Below are 16,023 nucleotides of genomic sequence, written 5' to 3'. Positions count from 1 at the left end.
GACCGGCATGATTCCGCCACCCGCCTGCTTGCGGGTGGTTTTTTTTGGCCTGGGCTCCCGTGCAACTGCTCCAAACCCCAGAAGCCCTGCGGGCTTGGCGCCGGCAGCAGTCTTCCCCGCTGCACTTCGTGCCCACGATGGGGGCGCTGCATCGGGGCCACGGGGCGCTGATCCGGGCCGCCGCCAGGGCCAGGGCCGGTGAAATGCCGCCGGTGCTCGTGAGCGTGTTCGTCAATCCGCTCCAGTTCGGGCCGGGGGAGGATTTCGAGCACTACCCGCGGGATCTCGGTGCCGACGTGGAGCGCGCCGCTGCCGCAGGGGCAGCCGCCCTGTTCGCTCCTGAGGCTGGGGCTCTGTTTGCGGGCGGGGTGACGGCGATCACCCGGATCCTGCCGCCGGACAGCCTCACCCAGACCCTCTGCGGGCCGTGCCGTCCGGGTCATTTCGAGGGGGTGGCCACCGTGGTGGCCCGGCTCCTGGCCCTGGTGCGCCCCTCCCGCCTCTGGCTGGGGGAGAAGGACTGGCAGCAGCTGGTGATCCTGCGCCGGGTGATCGCCGACCTGGGCCTGCCCGTTCAGGTGGAGGGCGTGGGCACCGTGCGGGAGCCGGATGGGTTGCCCTGCAGCTCCCGCAACCGCTATCTCTGCGCGTCGGAGCGGCGGCAGGCGGCGGTTCTGCCCAGGGCCCTGGAGGCGGTGGCCCGGCTGGCCCGGCAGGATCCCCAGCGTTGCGATCCCCCGGCCACCCTGCTGCGCAACCTGCTGGAGGAGCAGGGCCTGCGGGTGGACTACACCCAGTGGGTCGAAGCCCACACCCTGCAGCCGGTCCACCGGCTGTCAGGGTTGTCTGTCCTGGCGGCGGCGGTCCACTGTGGATCGGCGCGGCTGATCGATCACACCTTCCTGATGAGTCGCGCCCCGATCGTTGCCATCGACGGCCCCGCCGGAGCCGGCAAGAGCACGGTGACCCGTGCCTTCGCCCGCAGGCTCGGCCTCGTGTATCTCGACACCGGCGCCATGTACCGGGCCGTCACCTGGTGGCTGCAGCGTCAGGGGGTTGACCGCTCCGATGCCGCGGCGGTGGCCCCCCAGCTGGCGGATCTGCAACTGGGCTTCCAAGGCACGGGGAGCGAGCAGCGGGTGCTGCTGCAGGGCCACGACATCACCGAGGCCATCCGCAGCCCCGAGGTCACCGCCGAGGTGTCCCTCGTGGCGGCCCATGGCTGCGTGCGGGACGCCCTCACGGCCCAGCAGCAGGCCATGGGCACCCGCGGCGGCCTGGTGGCGGAGGGACGGGACATCGGCACCGCGGTGTTCCCTGAAGCCGACCTCAAGGTGTTCCTTACCGCCACCGTGGCCGAGCGGGCCAGACGCCGTGCCCACGACCTCCGGGAGCGGGGTTTCGCCGTGCCGGCCATGGCCGAGCTGGAGGCCCAGATCGCCGAGCGGGATCACCGGGATTCCACGCGCGCCGTGGCCCCCCTCCGGATGGCGCACGATGCGGTGGAACTGGTCACGGACGGCATGGGCATCGACGCGGTGATCGAGGCCCTGCTGGACCTGTTCCGCGCGCAGGTGCCCCATGACGCCTGGCCGGAACCGCCAGAAGGCAGCGCCTGAGGTGCAACGGTCAGGGCCTGGGCCGCAGATGCTCCAGCAGGCCCTGGCAGGCGTCGAACAACAGATCGAGCACCCGCTCGAAGCCTTCGGGCCCGCCGTAGTAGGGATCGGGCACGGCCTCGGCGCGGTGCTCCCGGCAGTAGCGGGTGAGGGGTTCGATCCTGGCCAGGTCCTGGCGGGAGCCCAGCTCCATGCTCAGCCCGCGCACCTCGGCCAGGTTGTCGGCGTCCATCGTGAGGATGTGATCGAAGCTGGTGAGATCCGCCAGCTCCAGCTGGCGCGCCCTGCTGGTGAGGGTGAGGCCGCGGCCGGCGGCGGCGGCCCGCATGCGGCGATCCGCCGGTTTGCCGGCGTGCCAGCCGCCGGTGCCGGCGGAGTCGACCAGGAACTGATCCTCCAGCCGCTGCTGGGCCACCAGGTGAAGGAACACGCCCTCAGCGGCGGGGGACCGGCAGATGTTCCCCAGGCAGACGAACAGCACGCGCGTGGGCTCGCTCACGGTGTCTCGAGGCGTTGCAGCGCCAACTCTGCCCGCAGTTGCACCACCCGGGGGTTCTCGTCGCTGGCCTCGGCCAGGCGGAGCAGGCCAGCCACGCTCCGCTGCCTCTGGGCATCCGGCTCCGGCAATTCCGCGGCCAGCGATTCCAGTCCCACCGCCACGGCGTAGCGCACAACCCACTCCCCATCGGCGGTCGCGGCCAGGAGGGCCTCGAGGCATTGCTCCCGCACCGAGCGGCGCTCCAGCGGCTCCAGCGCTCCGAGATCCAACTGGCCGAGGCCCCGCGCCGCAGCGCGCCGCACACTGGCCGCCACATCGGTTCCGAGCGCGTCCACCAGGAGCTCCAGCCCCCGCACGTCGCCGATGCCGGCCAGGGCCCTCACGGCCCAGGCCCTGGCGCCGTAGTTCTCGGCGTCCAGGCGCAGCAGGGCCTCCACGGCGGCTCCCCCCAGGGTGATCAGCCCCTCCACCGCCGCCACGGCGGCACCGGGGTTGTTGAAGCCGAGCACCTCCACCAGGGTGGGGGCTGCCCGCTGGTCGCCGCAACCGGCCAGGGCCCGGGTGGCCACCACCAGGGCATCGCTGCTGCCGGCCTGTTCAACGGCGGCGATCAGGGCCGCCACCGTGCCATCGGAACCGGAGAGGGGTACGGAGCTCAGGCCGCTCACAGCAGGGCATCCATGCAGGCCAGCAGCTGCTCCTCGCCCGGCTCTCCCTGCCCGCGCTCCACCAGGCCACGCAGGGCGATCAGCTTCAGACTGTTCTCCGCCAGCGTGCTGCTGATGGCCTGGTGGGCAGGCCGCCAGCCCGCTGCACCCAGGTCCATCAGGGCCGCTCGTCGCACCTGCAGCTGGGGATGGTCGAGCAGCTCCAGCAGCAGCGCCCCCCAGCGCCCCTCTCCGCTGAGTTGCAGCAGGGTGCGGGCGGCGGCGCTGCGGATCAGTGGGCGGGGATGGTCCACGAACGGCTCCACCACGGCCATCACCTCCGGCAGCGCCACACCGATTTCCCCCAGGGCCTCCAGCAGGGCCTCGCAGGGTTCCACAAGCCTGGGGCTGCCGGGTTCCTGGGCGCCCGCACCTTCGGGGCCGCTGGCCAGGCGACGGCAGAGCGGAGCCACCGCCTCCACGGCGCCCAGTTGTCCGAGCGAACGCGCCGCCGCTTCGCGCAAGCCATGGTCTGCGTCGTCCAGCGTGTCCAGCAGATCCGGGATCGCCACCCGGGCCGAGGGCCCGAGCTTGCCGAGGGAGCGGGCCGCATTGCGGGCCACGGCGTTCTCCTCCACGCCGGCGCCCGGATCGCGTGGACGGCGCTGGCGCAGGCACGCCTGCAGCAGGGGCACGGTGTCCGGATGTCGGCTGCGCATCCGACCCACCCACCAGGCGGCGTAGTACTGCTGGGAGGGATCCTCCGACTGGCGCAACCGGGCCAGGGCTTCGGCCTCGCTGATGGGTTCGCCGGCCCTCGGGGCACTCTCGGTGCTGGCCATGGATGATGTCGGCTGCGGACAGCTGCTGTCGATGATCGCAGTCCGTCTGGCGGGTGTGTGACGCCAGGCAAGAAAAAAGCCCCCTGAGAGGGGGCTGGAAGAAGATCGCGGCAGGAGCAGGAGTTGATTCTGCTGTTCCTGGCGTCGTGAGGGTTGGACTGGGGGAACCCCAGGGCTGGCCTCAGACGAGGGCGGCGATGGCGTAGTCGATGTAGTTGTTGGCGATGACACCGGGGTCGCCGGAGATGCCGTGGTTGGCCTTGATGTAGTTGAGGGCCTCGACGTACCAGGAGGGGGAGAGTTCGAAAGCGCGGTTGATCTCATCGAGACCGGCGATCAGGTACTCATCCATGGGGCCGGTGCCGCCGGCCACCAGGCAGTAGGTGACCATGCGGAGGTAGTAGCCGATGTCGCGGGCGCACTTGGCCTTGCCGCGGGAGTCGGAGGCGTAGTTGCTGCCCTGCATCTGGGTGGTGTAGGGGAACTTGTTGTAAACGGCCTGGGCAGCGCCGTTGACGAGTTCGTCGGCCTTGGCGGTGAGGGCCTTGGCGGCGCTCAGGGCGTTGGCGGCGCGCTCGAAGCGACCGAAGGCGGCGTTCAGCTCGGTGTTGGAGAGAAAGCGTCCCTGGGAATCGGCGGCGGCGACGGCCTCGGTGAGGGGGGTCTTCATGGGAGAGAAAGGAAGAAGGTGGAACCGTTGATCAAGGAGAGGTCAGGGAAGACCTTGGGATCGGAGCCGATCAGCCGACAGCGGCGGCGGCGCGGTCGAAGTAGGTGCCGACTTCGCTCATGAGAGCGGAGCAGTCGCCGGGGGTGATGCCGTTGCGGTCGTTGGCGATGGCGATGGCGGCGTCCTTCATCTTGCGGATGCCTTCTGCCACGGAAGCGCCGGGGACGCCGAGGGCGAGATAGGTTTCACGGAGGCCATTGAGGCAGCGGTCTTCCAGGACGGAAGCGTCGCCGGTGAAGATGGCGTAGGTGACGTAGCGGAGAACGATCTCCATGTCGCGCAGGCAGGCGGCCATGCGGCGATGGGTGTAGGCGTTACCGCCGGGGGCGATCAGAGCGGGCTGCGAATCGAAGAGATCGCGAGCGGCGTTGGTGACGATTTTGGAGGCATTGGAGGTGATGCGGTTCACCGTGTCCATGCGCTTGAAGCTGTCGCCGACCATCGCCGAGAGGGCGTCAATCTGACCGGCATTGATGAATTCGCCGCGGGCATCAGCCTGGGCTACAACCTTGGTGAAGGCGTCGAACATTGAGGAACTCCTGGTCTCGACGAAGGGTCGGGAAGGGAAAGGAACGTGGCGGATGGCGTGATGCCGCCCGTCGTGCGGTGCACTGGGCCATTGTGATCAACTCCTGGCCGCGAATCGCGTCAGTTCACAAAGGGTCACCCATCCAGCCTTCCCTCCTCTGGAGCTGGATGGGTGTGCCATCGGGCCGGCAAGAAAAAAGCCCCCTGAGAGGGGGCTGGAAGAAGATCGCGGCAGGAGCAGGAGTTGATTCTGCTGTTCCTGGCGTCGTGAGGGTTGGACTGGGGGAACCCCAGGGCTGGCCTCAGACGAGGGCGGCGATGGCGTAGTCGATGTAGTTGTTGGCGATGACACCGGGGTCGCCGGAGATGCCGTGGTTGGCCTTGATGTAGTTGAGGGCCTCGACGTACCAGGAGGGGGAGAGTTCGAAAGCGCGGTTGATCTCATCGAGACCGGCGATCAGGTACTCATCCATGGGGCCGGTGCCGCCGGCCACCAGGCAGTAGGTGACCATGCGGAGGTAGTAGCCGATGTCGCGGGCGCACTTGGCCTTGCCGCGGGAGTCGGAGGCGTAGTTGCTGCCCTGCATCTGGGTGGTGTAGGGGAACTTGTTGTAAACGGCCTGGGCAGCGCCGTTGACGAGTTCGTCGGCCTTGGCGGTGAGGGCCTTGGCGGCGCTCAGGGCGTTGGCGGCGCGCTCGAAGCGACCGAAGGCGGCGTTCAGCTCGGTGTTGGAGAGAAAGCGTCCCTGGGAATCGGCGGCGGCGACGGCCTCGGTGAGGGGGGTCTTCATGGGAGAGAAAGGAAGAAGGTGGAACCGTTGATCAAGGAGAGGTCAGGGAAGACCTTGGGATCGGAGCCGATCAGCCGACAGCGGCGGCGGCGCGGTCGAAGTAGGTGCCGACTTCGCTCATGAGAGCGGAGCAGTCGCCGGGGGTGATGCCGTTGCGGTCGTTGGCGATGGCGATGGCGGCGTCCTTCATCTTGCGGATGCCTTCTGCCACGGAAGCGCCGGGGACGCCGAGGGCGAGATAGGTTTCACGGAGGCCATTGAGGCAGCGGTCTTCCAGGACGGAAGCGTCGCCGGTGAAGATGGCGTAGGTGACGTAGCGGAGAACGATCTCCATGTCGCGCAGGCAGGCGGCCATGCGGCGATGGGTGTAGGCGTTACCGCCGGGGGCGATCAGAGCGGGCTGCGAATCGAAGAGATCGCGAGCGGCGTTGGTGACGATTTTGGAGGCATTGGAGGTGATGCGGTTCACCGTGTCCATGCGCTTGAAGCTGTCGCCGACCATCGCCGAGAGGGCGTCAATCTGACCGGCATTGATGAATTCGCCGCGGGCATCAGCCTGGGCTACAACCTTGGTGAAGGCGTCGAACATGGAAGAACTCCTGGTTGAGAGGGAGGAAGCGTGTGGCTAAAGAGTTTCAGGCCTGATGGCGTGGGCCGCCGGGGGCGGATCACTGGCTGATGGCCCTGACCCTGGGCCCTGACCCGGGGCGAGACCCGACCGGGTGGACCTCGGCCGGCGATGAAGCCGCTGCTGCGAAAGCCCCTGCGGAACAGGTGCTTCCAGGCCTGGTGCCATGTCCGGTGCGTGAGGGGGCACGATCGGACATGACGCGCAAAGCACCCGACCATTGTTGAGGAAGCACCCCGGCTGGCGGGGGCCAGCGTTACGAAGGGTCATCGCCAGGGTGTCGCCCGAGGAGGCGAGGCTGGGGTCAGGACAGGTCTGAGCCCGACGGTGCTCAGACTGTGCCCGGTATGGTGCTCAGTTCACCGGAGTCACACTGGCCACGCGACCGCCCTGCCGGTGGATCATCTGCTGGGTTTCCAGCAGTTTGTCGAAGGTCACGAAACGGGCTGTGCTGGCGCGCTTGTGCAGCCGGTAGTTGTTCAGACCGGTCACTTCGACCCGGTAGACCCTGGCCTTCTGGCCGATGCCGCGGGCCATGGTGGTGATGGACTCATTGGCCACCTGGGTGGGTTGGTAGCCGGCCCCTTTGGCGTTCGGGCTCACCACGGGCACCGCCCGATCCTGGTGGAGGGCTTTGCCGAGCCGGAAGTTGGTGCCTGCGGTATCCCCTTTCACGGAGGCGGCGACACCCCGGGCCAGTTGCATCAGCCAGGAGAACTGCCGGCCCTCCTGGCCGCTGGAGTAATCCCACCCGTGCACGTAAGGCACCGTTTCTTCTCCGAAACGTTGCTGGTACTCGCTGCTGTCGATGTAGGAATCGATCTCGGCGTCGTAGCCCTGCTCCTGGAGAATGGTGAAGTGATGCAGCATCTCGGCCTTGTTGTTCGGAGCACGGCCCAGCAGATGCTTGTGGTTCAGCTCAATGAAGTGATACGGGTTGCAGTTTTCAAAGAACTTGCTGCGGTAGAGGCCGCTCTTTGCGATCTGCCTCACGAATTCCCGAACGCTGAGGAGATTATGTTTGAACAGCGACTCTGTCTGTGTGAGTCTTTCGCTCTGCATGATGTATTGATTGCCAAGCACCTGCTTGTAAACGGCGCGAATCAGGCTGGCTTTGTCTTCCTGGGAACTGACGCTCCAATTTTCTTTGTTGCGATCACCACTGAAACGCTCAATTCCAAGGTGCGAGGCATTGAGAAGGGGCATGGCGGGGTGAAGGAAAGGGAGACTGCGCCGAGACATGGGCGCATGTAATGAAAGCCTATGGGCATTTCCCTGCACCATCGCGGGGCCGACAGCAAGCTTCACAGCACAGGTTGGAGCGTTTTGAAGGGAGACGGCAGCCTGGTCTCTGCTTGTGCTGGATGGGTGTGCCATCGGGCCGGCAAGAAAAAAGCCCCCTGAGAGGGGGCTGGAAGAAGATCGCGGCAGGAACAGGAGTTGATTCTGCTGTTCCTGGCGTCGTGAGGGTTGGACTGGGGGAACCCCAGGGCTGGCCTCAGACGAGGGCGGCGATGGCGTAGTCGATGTAGTTGTTGGCGATGACACCGGGGTCGCCGGAGATGCCGTGGTTGGCCTTGATGTAGTTGAGGGCCTCGACGTACCAGGAGGGGGAGAGTTCGAAAGCGCGGTTGATCTCATCGAGACCGGCGATCAGGTACTCATCCATGGGGCCGGTGCCGCCGGCCACCAGGCAGTAGGTGACCATGCGGAGGTAGTAGCCGATGTCGCGGGCGCACTTGGCTTTGCCGCGGGAGTCGGAGGCGTAGTTGCTGCCCTGCATCTGGGTGGTGTAGGGGAACTTGTTGTAAACGGCCTGGGCAGCGCCGTTGACGAGTTCGTCGGCCTTGGCGGTGAGGGCCTTGGCGGCGCTCAGGGCGTTGGCGGCGCGCTCGAAGCGACCGAAGGCGGCGTTCAGCTCGGTGTTGGAGAGAAAGCGTCCCTGGGAATCGGCGGCGGCGACGGCCTCGGTGAGGGGGGTCTTCATGGGAGAGAAAGGAAGAAGGTGGAACCGTTGATCAAGGAGAGGTCAGGGAAGACCTTGGGATCGGAGCCGATCAGCCGACAGCGGCGGCGGCGCGGTCGAAGTAGGTGCCGACTTCGCTCATGAGAGCGGAGCAGTCGCCGGGGGTGATGCCGTTGCGGTCGTTGGCGATGGCGATGGCGGCGTCCTTCATCTTGCGGATGCCTTCTGCCACGGAAGCGCCGGGGACGCCGAGGGCGAGATAGGTTTCACGCAGGCCATTGAGGCAGCGGTCTTCCAGGACGGAGGCGTCGCCGGTGAAGATGGCGTAGGTGACGTAGCGGAGAACGATCTCCATGTCGCGCAGGCAGGCGGCCATGCGGCGATGGGTGTAGGCGTTACCGCCGGGGGCGATCAGAGCGGGCTGCGAATCGAAGAGATCGCGAGCGGCGTTGGTGACGATTTTGGAGGCATTGGAGGTGATGCGGTTCACCGTGTCCATGCGCTTGAAGCTGTCGCCGACCATCGCCGAGAGGGCGTCAATCTGACCGGCATTGATGAATTCGCCGCGGGCATCAGCCTGGGCTACAACCTTGGTGAAGGCGTCGAACATTGAGGAACTCCTGGTCTCGACGAAGAGTCGGGGAGGGTGAAAGGTGCCAGGTCGTGCAAGCTCTGCGGATGTCAGGCGCTTGTCAACTTGACCTGTCCATTGTTGACAGGTCTGCTGCTCGCTGAGGGCTGTGTTTACAAACGGTCACCCCTTCACGGCGGCCTGAGGCGTCCGCTCGGGCCCTCGCGTCCGGCCGTGATGCGAGCCAGGGTTAAAGGGGCGCCGGCCACGAAAAAGCCCCCGGATCCCGGGGGCCGAGCCGCAGGGCCTGAACGGTGGTTGGTCAGCCTTCACTCTTCGACTGGCTCTTTTTGCGGGCAGGAGCCACCTTGGTGCCTGGTCCCACCAGATCGCCACCGTTGACGGTGACGCCGGTGATCTTGCCGCCCATCCGCTGAACCAGCCGCATGGTTTCGTTCATGCGGGTGTAGGGCACATTCATCACCATGTCCGCCGTGCGGGAATAGTCGTTGTTGGCCAGGCCGGTGACCGTGAAGGTGACCTGCCGGCCGCTGGTGAAACTGGTGCCGCGAGTTCCTGCAGAGACTTTCATGGCTGAATGGGGAGCGAGGGAACGTGGGGGTTGGGCGGGACGGGTTTCGCCTGGACGTCAGTTCACAGGGGTGATGCTGGCGATCCGGCCACCTTCGCGGTGGATCTGCTGCTGGTACTGCAGCAGCTTGCTGAAGGGAATGAAGCGAACCCGGTTGCTGCGCTTGTGCAGGCGATAGTTGTTGAAGCCTGAAATTTCCACCCGGAAGGTGCGGCCCTCTTCGCCGGCACCCACGCCCTGCCGGGTGACACCATCGGTGGCCACTTTGCGGAACACCGCGCCTTTGGCATTGGGGCTGACGACGGGCAGCGGCTGCTCGGCATGCACGGCCGGATTCAGACGGGACTGGGTCTTGAGCAGATCACCCCGCACAGAGGCTCCGACTCCCCGGGTGAGCTGGAGCATGTAGGAGAACTGCAGGCCCTGCTGGCCGGAGTTGTAGTTGAACCCGTGCAGGTAGGGAACGACCTCTTCGCCAAAGCGCTCCTGGTATTCGGCGCTGTCGATGTAGGAGTCGATTTCGGCGTCGAAGCCCTGCTCCTGCAGGATGGTGAAGTGATGGAGCATCTCCGCCTTGTTCTGAGGCGCACGGCCCAGCAGATGCTTGAAGTTCAGCTCGATGAAGCGATAGGGATTGCAGTTTTCGAAGAACTTCTGCTTGTAGAGCCCACTCTTGGCCACCTGACGCACGAACTCGCGGACACTGAGGTAACCCCGCTTGAACAGCGACTCAGGGCCTTCCAGCCGCTCGCTCTTCATCACGTACTGGTTGCCAAGCACCTGCTTGTAGACCGCCCGAATCAGGAGTGCCTTGTCGTTTTCCGAGGCATTGGTCCAGTTCTCTTTGGTGCGATCGTTGGCGAAACGCTCGATGCCCAGGTAGGCAGCGTTGGCGAGAGTCATGGGCGTGAGGCCGTTGGGGAGAAAACGCGTCGGGGCCGTTGGCCGCCAGGGCTGGCCAACCGCACGGTGCAGCGATGGACAGCGATAAACGACGGTGCCAACGGCTGCATCAGCAGATCCTATGGGCCGGTCGCGGCCCCATGGCCAGGTTTTCAGAATCGTTACATCCGTGGCAGCCCGTGGCGGCGGCGGCCTTGGGGTCTGGCGCCTGCTTCGGGGATCGATACCATCACGGCACCAGCGGTGTGGAGCCATGGGTGTGGACGCGGCGGATCATCCCTCCGGGCCTCAAGGTTCCGGCCCCCCGAGCCCGGGCGAGCAACACCTCCAGCAACCCCTCGTGGATCGGGTGGCCTCCCAGCTCAACACCCTCTCTGAAGTGCTGGAGACACTCACGGTACGCCTCCTGGAGCTGGAGGAGCGCCTGGAGACGCATCACCAGGAGGTCCAGAGCTGGCGCGAGCTGGCTGCTTCACCCCACCCGGCGGACGGTACCGATCTGCGTCTCGATGACACGGAAGAGCGCTTGAGCCGGGTGGAGGCCCTGCTGCAGGGACTCGACGAACCCGGCAGGCGGGGTCTGTCCCCCGTGCATCCCTGTCATGCCGGGCCGGACATGCAGCCAGAACAGGGGCCGATCGACGACCCCTTCCCCGAGGACGGCGAGCAGCCCTTCATGGATGACCTGGCCGATCAGCTCACGGCCTGAGCGCGAGCCCGGATCCCACGCACCATGAGGTGCGGGAGCTGATCACTGCTGGAAGGCGTCGTGCCAGGCAGCGGGGATTTCGTGGCTGTAGTCGTTTGTGCGGCTGAACTCGAATGGTCCCGCCAGGGACCCCCACACCTGAGCGTGGGATTGGGGGTCATGGCCGGTGTCGATGGTGCGCATGCCCAGGGCATCGAGCTCCAGCCGGCTCACCAGGTAGGTGGACTGTCCCTTGCGTTCCACCAGGCAGCGGCAGCCGGGCTCCACTTCGCCGATGAATCCATCCGCGTGCTCGCGCACCACGTAGGCACATCCCTCCAGGGGGCGCAGGTCAGCGGCGCTGATGCGGCTGCGCAGTTCGTCGTTCTCCACCGCCCCCCAGAAGCGCTGGTCATCGGCCAGGGCCTGGTTGTGGATCACCAGGCCATCGCCCTGCCGCTCCGCCCGCAGCACCCGGATCCGGTAGGGCGCCGCCGGATTGATCGCGTAGCTCTGCTCCAGCAGCAGCGATCCCGGGGCGAGCTGGGGAAGCGGCCGCATCTTCACCAGGATGTGGGCGTAGAGAGGAGGGTTGTCGAAGGCCTGCTGCTGGTTGCTGAAGCCTGCGCACAGCAGCTGCACCAGTCGACTCAAGGAGGAGGCTGTGCCGATCACCACCGGGGTTCAACTGCGCTGCGGTCAAGTTAGGACCCTGGCCTTGGCTGGAGCCTCAGAGCCCGAGCAGTCTCAGCCGGAATTGCGCCACTTGTTCCGCCAGTTCGGGGGAGCTGCGGCGGAAGGGGTGGTCGGCGAGCTGCTCCAGCACGGCGGCAAGGCTGGCCTCCCGGTCCAGCTCCGGGCTGCGGCCAGTGCGGCTCAGCTGCTTCCAGGCCTCATCGAAGGCCTGGGCAAAGCTGTCGGCGTTGTTGAACACCTGGGAAGAGCTGCCGGCAGGCTCACGGATCGGGGCCATGGCTGGAGCGTCCGGTTGGGTCCTGGAACAGGCGAGTCCTAGCACTCTCGGTGTCCTTCACAGCACCCAGGACCGGCGGCATCGGCATCGGGGCAGGCGTGCTCCACGGCTCACTGCGGTGCTGCTGGATGGGTCCAGCCCACGATTCAACCCCGCCGGGCTGGTTCCCTTGGTTGATGATGCCAGGACCCAGATTTGAACTGGGGACACGGCGATTTTCAGTCGCCTGCTCTACCAACTGAGCTATCCCGGCCCGCCGCCTCGGCGGCACGGGGATCTTAGATCACGGCCTGCGCTGCTCCGGGGTTCGCGCCAGACAGGCCATGCCCAGTGTCCGCCAGCCGGCCTCCTCCAGGCTGGCCGCCGCGTTGCAGGCGGTGGCCCCGGTGGTGAGGATGTCATCGAGCAGCAGCACGGGCCGGCGGCCGCGCGAATCCGCCCGTGCCGACACCAGACAGTGAAAGGCCCCTTGCTGGTTGGCCCAGCGCAGCTCCCGGTTGAGACGGTGCTGCCCGAGCACCGGCCTGCTCCTGGCCAGCAGGGGGGCCAGGGGCCAGTGCAGCTGGCAGGAGAGCTGGCGGGCGAGGAGGGGTGGCAGGGGGTTGGCCCGGCTCTTCCAGCTGGGTATGGGCACCAGCAGGGGCGTGGCCCCCAGCGTGGACAGGCCCGGATCGTCCTGGAGGGTGGCCGCCAGCCGCCGCACCAGCGGCAGCAGGCGCCGGGGTTGGAGGTCACGCCGCAGCCCCAGGAGCTGGCGCCGCAGGCCGGCTTCGTAGAGCCCCGCGGCCCACCAGGGCAACGGTTGTTCCCCCTGGATGGAGGGCTGCAGCAGCGGCGCGGATCCAGGCGCGTGGACGCCATCCAACCCCCGGATCAGCCACTCCAGTGGCAGCAGGCTGGCCAGGCTCTGCCGCAGGGTGGAAAGCATCGCAGCACAGCCACTGATGGCAGCGTTGCCACAGGCCCCTGGCCAGGGCGGGCTGCTCAGGCGGGTCCGGGCAGGGCGCGCAGCATCGCCACCAGCGTGCGGTGGGCGTCTTCGCTGTCGCCGAGGGTGTGGTCGAAGGGCACGCGGATGGTGGCACCATCCACCTCCAGTTCCATGGCGTCCGGGTGGATCGCCAGCATGCGCGCCTGGTCGGCCTGCTGAATGCCCCCGTAGTGGCGTGCGTAGCTGAGCACCGCATCGGCGTGGTCGTCGTTCATGTGCTTGCAGATGCGCTCGCTCACGGCGGCGGTGAGGGGGTCGGCGGACATGGCTGGTGGTGGAGTGGAGAAGGGAAGGGGTCTGGCCCGACCGTGGCGCAATGCACGGCGTTCGGACGCGGCGTGGTGAACCGGAGCCTGGCTCAGGCCATGGCGAATCGCTGCCAGAGCAGCAGGGCGAGTCGGATGGCACTGAAGCCGACATAGCCCGCCAGCACCACGAACAGGGTCATCGAGATCCAGGTGCGCAGACGTTCGTTCATGGTGGGCCGAGGGAAGTCCCGAGCTTGGATGCGGCCAGTCTGGCCATGCCGAGGGCGGCGGAGAGGCCGGCGCGGTTGAGCACGGGCACCCCCAGGCGCTGCTCGCGCAGGCGGCGCCACTGGGGGTTGCGGGCGCCCCCCCCCAGGGTGATGACGCGACGGATGGGAGGCGCACCGAGGGCGGCAAGTGTCTGCCAGCCCGCCTGCTCGATGGTGGCCAGGCCTTCCAGCAGCGCCTGCAGGTAGAGCGCGTCACTCACCGGCCTGGGGTCCAGCACCGGCTCCAGGGCGGGGTCATCCACCGGGAAGCGCTCTCCCCGGCCGGGCAGGGGGCGGAGCTCCAGGCCCGTGGGCCGGGCCGGGTCGATCTGGCGGCTCAGTTCCTCCAGCTGCCCGGGGCTGAAGAACCGGGCCAGCACCCCTGCCCCACTGTTGGAGGCCCCACCCACCAGCCAGCGGCCCGCCACCCGGTGGCAACTGATGCCGGAGCCATGCAGGGGCCGCTCCACGAACTGCTTCAGCACCAGGGTGGTGCCCAGCACGGTGACGCCGTCCTCGGGGCCTGGGTCGGCGGCCAGCACACCGGCGTTGGCATCGGTGCTGCCGGCCACGACCCGGCACTCCCGGGGCAGTCCCAGTGCGCGGGCTGCCGCTGGGGCCAGGGTTCCCAGCACCGTGCCGGAGTCGCAGATCCGCGGCAGGGCCGCGCTCCAGGGCTGCTCGGCGATCCGGCCGCCCCACTGCCCTGTTTCCAGGTTCCAGCCGAGCCGCACGTTGTTGCCGGCCTCCCCCCACTGCCAGTCCCCCAGCAGCCAACCCATCAGCCAGTCGGCCTGGTGGCGCAGGAGCAGGGGCTCGGCGGCACCGGCGGCATGCTCCAGCAGGCGAAGAGCGCGGGCCAGGCTGCCGCTGGCACTGGCCGCAGGACCTGCCTGGCCGGGCGGGGCGCCGGCGATCGCCGCGGCCGCGGCCGCCTGCTCAGGGCAGACCTGGGCGTAGGGGAGAGCCCGCGCCAGAGTGCCCTCCAGCAGGCTGCCGTCGTGACGGCAGAGCAGCAGGGTGCCGGAGGTGCCATCCACAGCGATCGCGCCGATGCTGCGGCGCCATTCGAGGGGGATCCGGCCGCACAGCTGCTGAAAGCCCTGGCGCCATCCCCGAGGGTCCTCGAAGGGGGCGGGGTAGGCCGAGGCCTGCTCGAGCACCGGGTTGCCGGCCCCATCAACCACCACCAGTCGGAGCCCGCTCGTGCCGAGGTCGAGGCCGAGGGCACAGGGGAGGCTTGGGGGCATGGGCTGGGATCAGCGGGGGGCCAGCCGGCCCGGGCTCAGGCGGCTGCAGCCAGGGAACGGCTGGCGTCCCTGAGCACGGCAGCGATGGACTGCACGTCTTCCCATGGCAGCCGCAGGTCACTCCGTCCGAAGTGGCCGTAGGCCGCCACGTCCTGGTAGAAGCGGCCACCGCGCTGTTGCGGCAGCTCACGCAGCCCGAAGGTTTCGATGATGGCCCCTGGCCGCAGGTCGAAGTGCCGTTGCACCAGGGTGGTGAGCTCGGCATCGCTGAGGGTGCCGGTGCCGAAGCTCTCCACCAGGACACTCACCGGTTTGGCCACACCGATGGCATAGCTGAGTTGCACCTCGGCCTTGCGGGCCAGGCCGGCGGCCACCAGGGCCTTGGCCACGTAGCGGGCGGCGTAGGCGGCCGAGCGGTCCACCTTGGTGGGGTCCTTGCCGGAGAAGGCGCCACCGCCGTGGCGGGCATAGCCTCCGTAGGTGTCCACGATGATCTTGCGGCCCGTGAGGCCCGCATCCCCCTGGGGGCCGCCCACCACGAACTTGCCGGTGGGATTCACCAGGAAGCGGGTGGTGTCGGCACTGGGCCTGAGGCTCAGATCCGCCGTGGCTGGCAGCACCACGTGGGCCCAGAGGTCGGCCGCGATCCGCTCCCGCAGCGCCTTTTCCTCGCTCACCCCATCGATCTCGGCAGTGTGCTGGGTCGAGATCAGGATCGTGTCGATGGCCACGGGCCGGTTGTCCTCGTAGACCACGCTCACCTGGGTCTTGCCATCGGGGAGCAGGTAGCCGAGGGTGCCGTCGTGGCGCACCTCCGCCAGGCGGCGGGCCAGACGGTGGGCCAGGCTGATGGGAAGCGGCATCAGCTCTGGGGTTTCGTCGCAGGCGAAGCCGAACATGATCCCCTGGTCCCCTGCTCCCACCTTGTCGAGGGGATCCCCGTCGTGGTCGTCGGCTTCGTCCACGCCCTGGGCGATGTCGGGAGACTGCTGATCCAGGGCCACCAGCACGGCGCAGCCATGGGCGTCAAAGCCGCCGGCCCTGGCTCCGGTGTAGCCGATCTGCTCGATCACGCTGCGCACGAGCGTGTTGAAGTCCACCCGCGCCGTGGTGGTCACCTCGCCGGTGATCAGGCAGAGCCCGGTGTTCACCACGGTTTCGCAGGCCACCCGGGAGGCGGGATCCTCGGCGAGCAGGGCATCGAGCACCGCATCGCTCACCTGGTCGCAGATCTTGTCGGGGTGCCCCTCCGTCACGGACTCGGAGGTGAACACGTACCTGCTCATGG

General features: G+C 67.7%; 20 protein-coding genes and 1 tRNA gene. 2 read left to right on the top strand and 19 right to left on the bottom strand.

Translation table 11 applies throughout. The annotated features are described in order from the left end of the window. Positions 1–119: 119 nt before the first annotated feature. A complete protein-coding gene (locus CPCC7001_RS07500) occupies positions 120–1,619 on the top strand; it encodes a bifunctional pantoate--beta-alanine ligase/(d)CMP kinase (protein ID WP_369699360.1) in 1,500 nt (499 codons plus the stop codon). Between the two features lie 10 nt (positions 1,620–1,629). Here CPCC7001_RS07500 and CPCC7001_RS07495 read toward each other — a convergent pair whose 3' ends face one another. From CPCC7001_RS07495 to CPCC7001_RS07440, 12 genes are all read right to left on the bottom strand, one after another. Beyond that, positions 1,630–2,118, bottom strand: coding sequence for a low molecular weight protein-tyrosine-phosphatase (locus tag CPCC7001_RS07495; protein ID WP_156796725.1), 489 nt, complete (start codon positions 2,116–2,118; stop codon positions 1,630–1,632). Beyond that, positions 2,115–2,786 (bottom strand): HEAT repeat domain-containing protein, encoded by a 672-nt coding sequence (locus CPCC7001_RS15150; RefSeq protein ID WP_006910624.1) that lies wholly within the window; start codon positions 2,784–2,786, stop codon positions 2,115–2,117. The genes CPCC7001_RS07495 and CPCC7001_RS15150 overlap by 4 nt, the downstream gene beginning before the upstream one ends. Further along, positions 2,783–3,607: a HEAT repeat domain-containing protein gene (locus tag CPCC7001_RS07485; RefSeq protein WP_006910157.1), complete on the bottom strand. Its 825-nt coding sequence runs from the start codon at positions 3,605–3,607 to the stop codon at positions 2,783–2,785. Before CPCC7001_RS07485 ends, CPCC7001_RS15150 begins: the two co-directional genes overlap by 4 nt. 181 nt (positions 3,608–3,788) lie before the next feature. Next, the gene (gene cpcA, locus CPCC7001_RS07480; protein ID WP_006910423.1) at positions 3,789–4,277 is read right to left on the bottom strand and encodes a phycocyanin subunit alpha; all 489 of its coding nucleotides are present in this window, start codon (positions 4,275–4,277) and stop codon (positions 3,789–3,791) included. Positions 4,278–4,347: 70 nt separating this feature from the next. Continuing rightward, complete coding sequence (locus CPCC7001_RS07475) at positions 4,348–4,866, bottom strand: phycocyanin subunit beta (RefSeq protein WP_006909676.1); 519 nt, start codon at positions 4,864–4,866, stop codon at positions 4,348–4,350. Between the two features lie 301 nt (positions 4,867–5,167). Further along, positions 5,168–5,656, bottom strand: a complete 489-nt coding sequence (cpcA, locus tag CPCC7001_RS07470; protein ID WP_006910423.1) for a phycocyanin subunit alpha — start codon at positions 5,654–5,656, stop codon at positions 5,168–5,170. 70 nt (positions 5,657–5,726) lie between these two features. After that, positions 5,727–6,245 carry a phycocyanin subunit beta gene (locus CPCC7001_RS07465; RefSeq protein WP_006909676.1) on the bottom strand — a complete coding sequence of 173 codons (519 nt, stop codon included), beginning with the start codon at positions 6,243–6,245 and terminating at the stop codon, positions 5,727–5,729. 393 nt (positions 6,246–6,638) lie between these two features. Continuing rightward, positions 6,639–7,490, bottom strand: coding sequence for a phycobilisome rod-core linker polypeptide (locus CPCC7001_RS07460; RefSeq protein ID WP_006909798.1), 852 nt, complete (start codon positions 7,488–7,490; stop codon positions 6,639–6,641). A gap of 292 nt (positions 7,491–7,782) precedes the next feature. Beyond that, positions 7,783–8,271 (bottom strand): phycocyanin subunit alpha, encoded by a 489-nt coding sequence (gene cpcA, locus CPCC7001_RS07455; protein WP_006910423.1) that lies wholly within the window; start codon positions 8,269–8,271, stop codon positions 7,783–7,785. 70 nt (positions 8,272–8,341) lie between these two features. After that, on the bottom strand, positions 8,342–8,860 hold the full coding sequence (locus CPCC7001_RS07450; RefSeq protein ID WP_006909676.1) for a phycocyanin subunit beta: 519 nt from the start codon (positions 8,858–8,860) through the stop codon (positions 8,342–8,344). Between the two features lie 283 nt (positions 8,861–9,143). Continuing rightward, positions 9,144–9,413: a phycobilisome linker polypeptide gene (locus CPCC7001_RS07445; protein WP_006910191.1), complete on the bottom strand. Its 270-nt coding sequence runs from the start codon at positions 9,411–9,413 to the stop codon at positions 9,144–9,146. 57 nt (positions 9,414–9,470) lie between these two features. Beyond that, complete coding sequence (locus tag CPCC7001_RS07440) at positions 9,471–10,316, bottom strand: phycobilisome rod-core linker polypeptide (protein ID WP_006910713.1); 846 nt, start codon at positions 10,314–10,316, stop codon at positions 9,471–9,473. Between the two features lie 349 nt (positions 10,317–10,665). Here CPCC7001_RS07440 and CPCC7001_RS07435 point away from each other — a divergent pair, with 349 nt between their 5' ends. Next, the gene (locus tag CPCC7001_RS07435; RefSeq protein WP_156796724.1) at positions 10,666–11,025 is read left to right on the top strand and encodes a hypothetical protein; all 360 of its coding nucleotides are present in this window, start codon (positions 10,666–10,668) and stop codon (positions 11,023–11,025) included. A gap of 42 nt (positions 11,026–11,067) precedes the next feature. Here the strand turns inward: CPCC7001_RS07435 and CPCC7001_RS07430 are convergent, their stop codons facing one another. From CPCC7001_RS07430 to metK, 7 genes are all read right to left on the bottom strand, one after another. Continuing rightward, entirely contained in the window at positions 11,068–11,682 is a 615-nt protein-coding gene (locus CPCC7001_RS07430) for a chromophore lyase CpcT/CpeT (RefSeq protein WP_006911659.1), read from the bottom strand. Positions 11,683–11,734: 52 nt separating this feature from the next. Further along, complete coding sequence (locus tag CPCC7001_RS07425; RefSeq protein ID WP_006911041.1) at positions 11,735–11,977, bottom strand: hypothetical protein; 243 nt, start codon at positions 11,975–11,977, stop codon at positions 11,735–11,737. A 180-nt stretch (positions 11,978–12,157) separates the two neighbouring features. After that, positions 12,158–12,230, bottom strand: a tRNA-Phe gene (locus tag CPCC7001_RS07420). 30 nt (positions 12,231–12,260) lie between these two features. Then, positions 12,261–12,905, bottom strand: coding sequence for a ComF family protein (locus CPCC7001_RS07415; RefSeq protein WP_006909982.1), 645 nt, complete (start codon positions 12,903–12,905; stop codon positions 12,261–12,263). Between the two features lie 56 nt (positions 12,906–12,961). After that, positions 12,962–13,234, bottom strand: a complete 273-nt coding sequence (locus CPCC7001_RS07410; protein ID WP_006910349.1) for a DUF2470 domain-containing protein — start codon at positions 13,232–13,234, stop codon at positions 12,962–12,964. A gap of 208 nt (positions 13,235–13,442) precedes the next feature. Next, positions 13,443–14,735 (bottom strand): FGGY-family carbohydrate kinase, encoded by a 1,293-nt coding sequence (locus CPCC7001_RS07405; RefSeq protein WP_043368773.1) that lies wholly within the window; start codon positions 14,733–14,735, stop codon positions 13,443–13,445. Between the two features lie 35 nt (positions 14,736–14,770). Next, positions 14,771–16,021 (bottom strand): methionine adenosyltransferase, encoded by a 1,251-nt coding sequence (gene metK, locus CPCC7001_RS07400; protein WP_006909533.1) that lies wholly within the window; start codon positions 16,019–16,021, stop codon positions 14,771–14,773. Positions 16,022–16,023: the final 2 nt, after the last annotated feature.

Source organism: Cyanobium sp. PCC 7001, assembly GCF_000155635.1.
In the GTDB taxonomy this organism is placed as follows: domain Bacteria; phylum Cyanobacteriota; class Cyanobacteriia; order PCC-6307; family Cyanobiaceae; genus NIES-981.
Note: the sequence above shows the minus strand (reverse complement) of the source record. Positions and strands in the feature narration are given on the sequence as shown.

Coding starts and splice junctions, on each gene's coding strand:
- CPCC7001_RS07485 (WP_006910157.1), bottom strand. CDS start 3,607: ATGGCCAGCACCGAGAGTGCCCCGAGGGCCGGCGAACCCATCAGCGAG.
- CPCC7001_RS07425 (WP_006911041.1), bottom strand. CDS start 11,977: ATGGCCCCGATCCGTGAGCCTGCCGGCAGCTCTTCCCAGGTGTTCAAC.
- cpcA (WP_006910423.1), bottom strand. CDS start 4,277: ATGAAGACCCCCCTCACCGAGGCCGTCGCCGCCGCCGATTCCCAGGGA.
- metK (WP_006909533.1), bottom strand. CDS start 16,021: ATGAGCAGGTACGTGTTCACCTCCGAGTCCGTGACGGAGGGGCACCCC.
- CPCC7001_RS07450 (WP_006909676.1), bottom strand. CDS start 8,860: ATGTTCGACGCCTTCACCAAGGTTGTAGCCCAGGCTGATGCCCGCGGC.
- CPCC7001_RS07460 (WP_006909798.1), bottom strand. CDS start 7,490: ATGCCCCTTCTCAATGCCTCGCACCTTGGAATTGAGCGTTTCAGTGGT.
- CPCC7001_RS07445 (WP_006910191.1), bottom strand. CDS start 9,413: ATGAAAGTCTCTGCAGGAACTCGCGGCACCAGTTTCACCAGCGGCCGG.
- cpcA (WP_006910423.1), bottom strand. CDS start 5,656: ATGAAGACCCCCCTCACCGAGGCCGTCGCCGCCGCCGATTCCCAGGGA.
- CPCC7001_RS07475 (WP_006909676.1), bottom strand. CDS start 4,866: ATGTTCGACGCCTTCACCAAGGTTGTAGCCCAGGCTGATGCCCGCGGC.
- CPCC7001_RS07405 (WP_043368773.1), bottom strand. CDS start 14,735: ATGCCCCCAAGCCTCCCCTGTGCCCTCGGCCTCGACCTCGGCACGAGC.
- CPCC7001_RS07415 (WP_006909982.1), bottom strand. CDS start 12,905: ATGCTTTCCACCCTGCGGCAGAGCCTGGCCAGCCTGCTGCCACTGGAG.
- CPCC7001_RS07440 (WP_006910713.1), bottom strand. CDS start 10,316: ATGACTCTCGCCAACGCTGCCTACCTGGGCATCGAGCGTTTCGCCAAC.
- CPCC7001_RS07465 (WP_006909676.1), bottom strand. CDS start 6,245: ATGTTCGACGCCTTCACCAAGGTTGTAGCCCAGGCTGATGCCCGCGGC.
- CPCC7001_RS07410 (WP_006910349.1), bottom strand. CDS start 13,234: ATGTCCGCCGACCCCCTCACCGCCGCCGTGAGCGAGCGCATCTGCAAG.
- cpcA (WP_006910423.1), bottom strand. CDS start 8,271: ATGAAGACCCCCCTCACCGAGGCCGTCGCCGCCGCCGATTCCCAGGGA.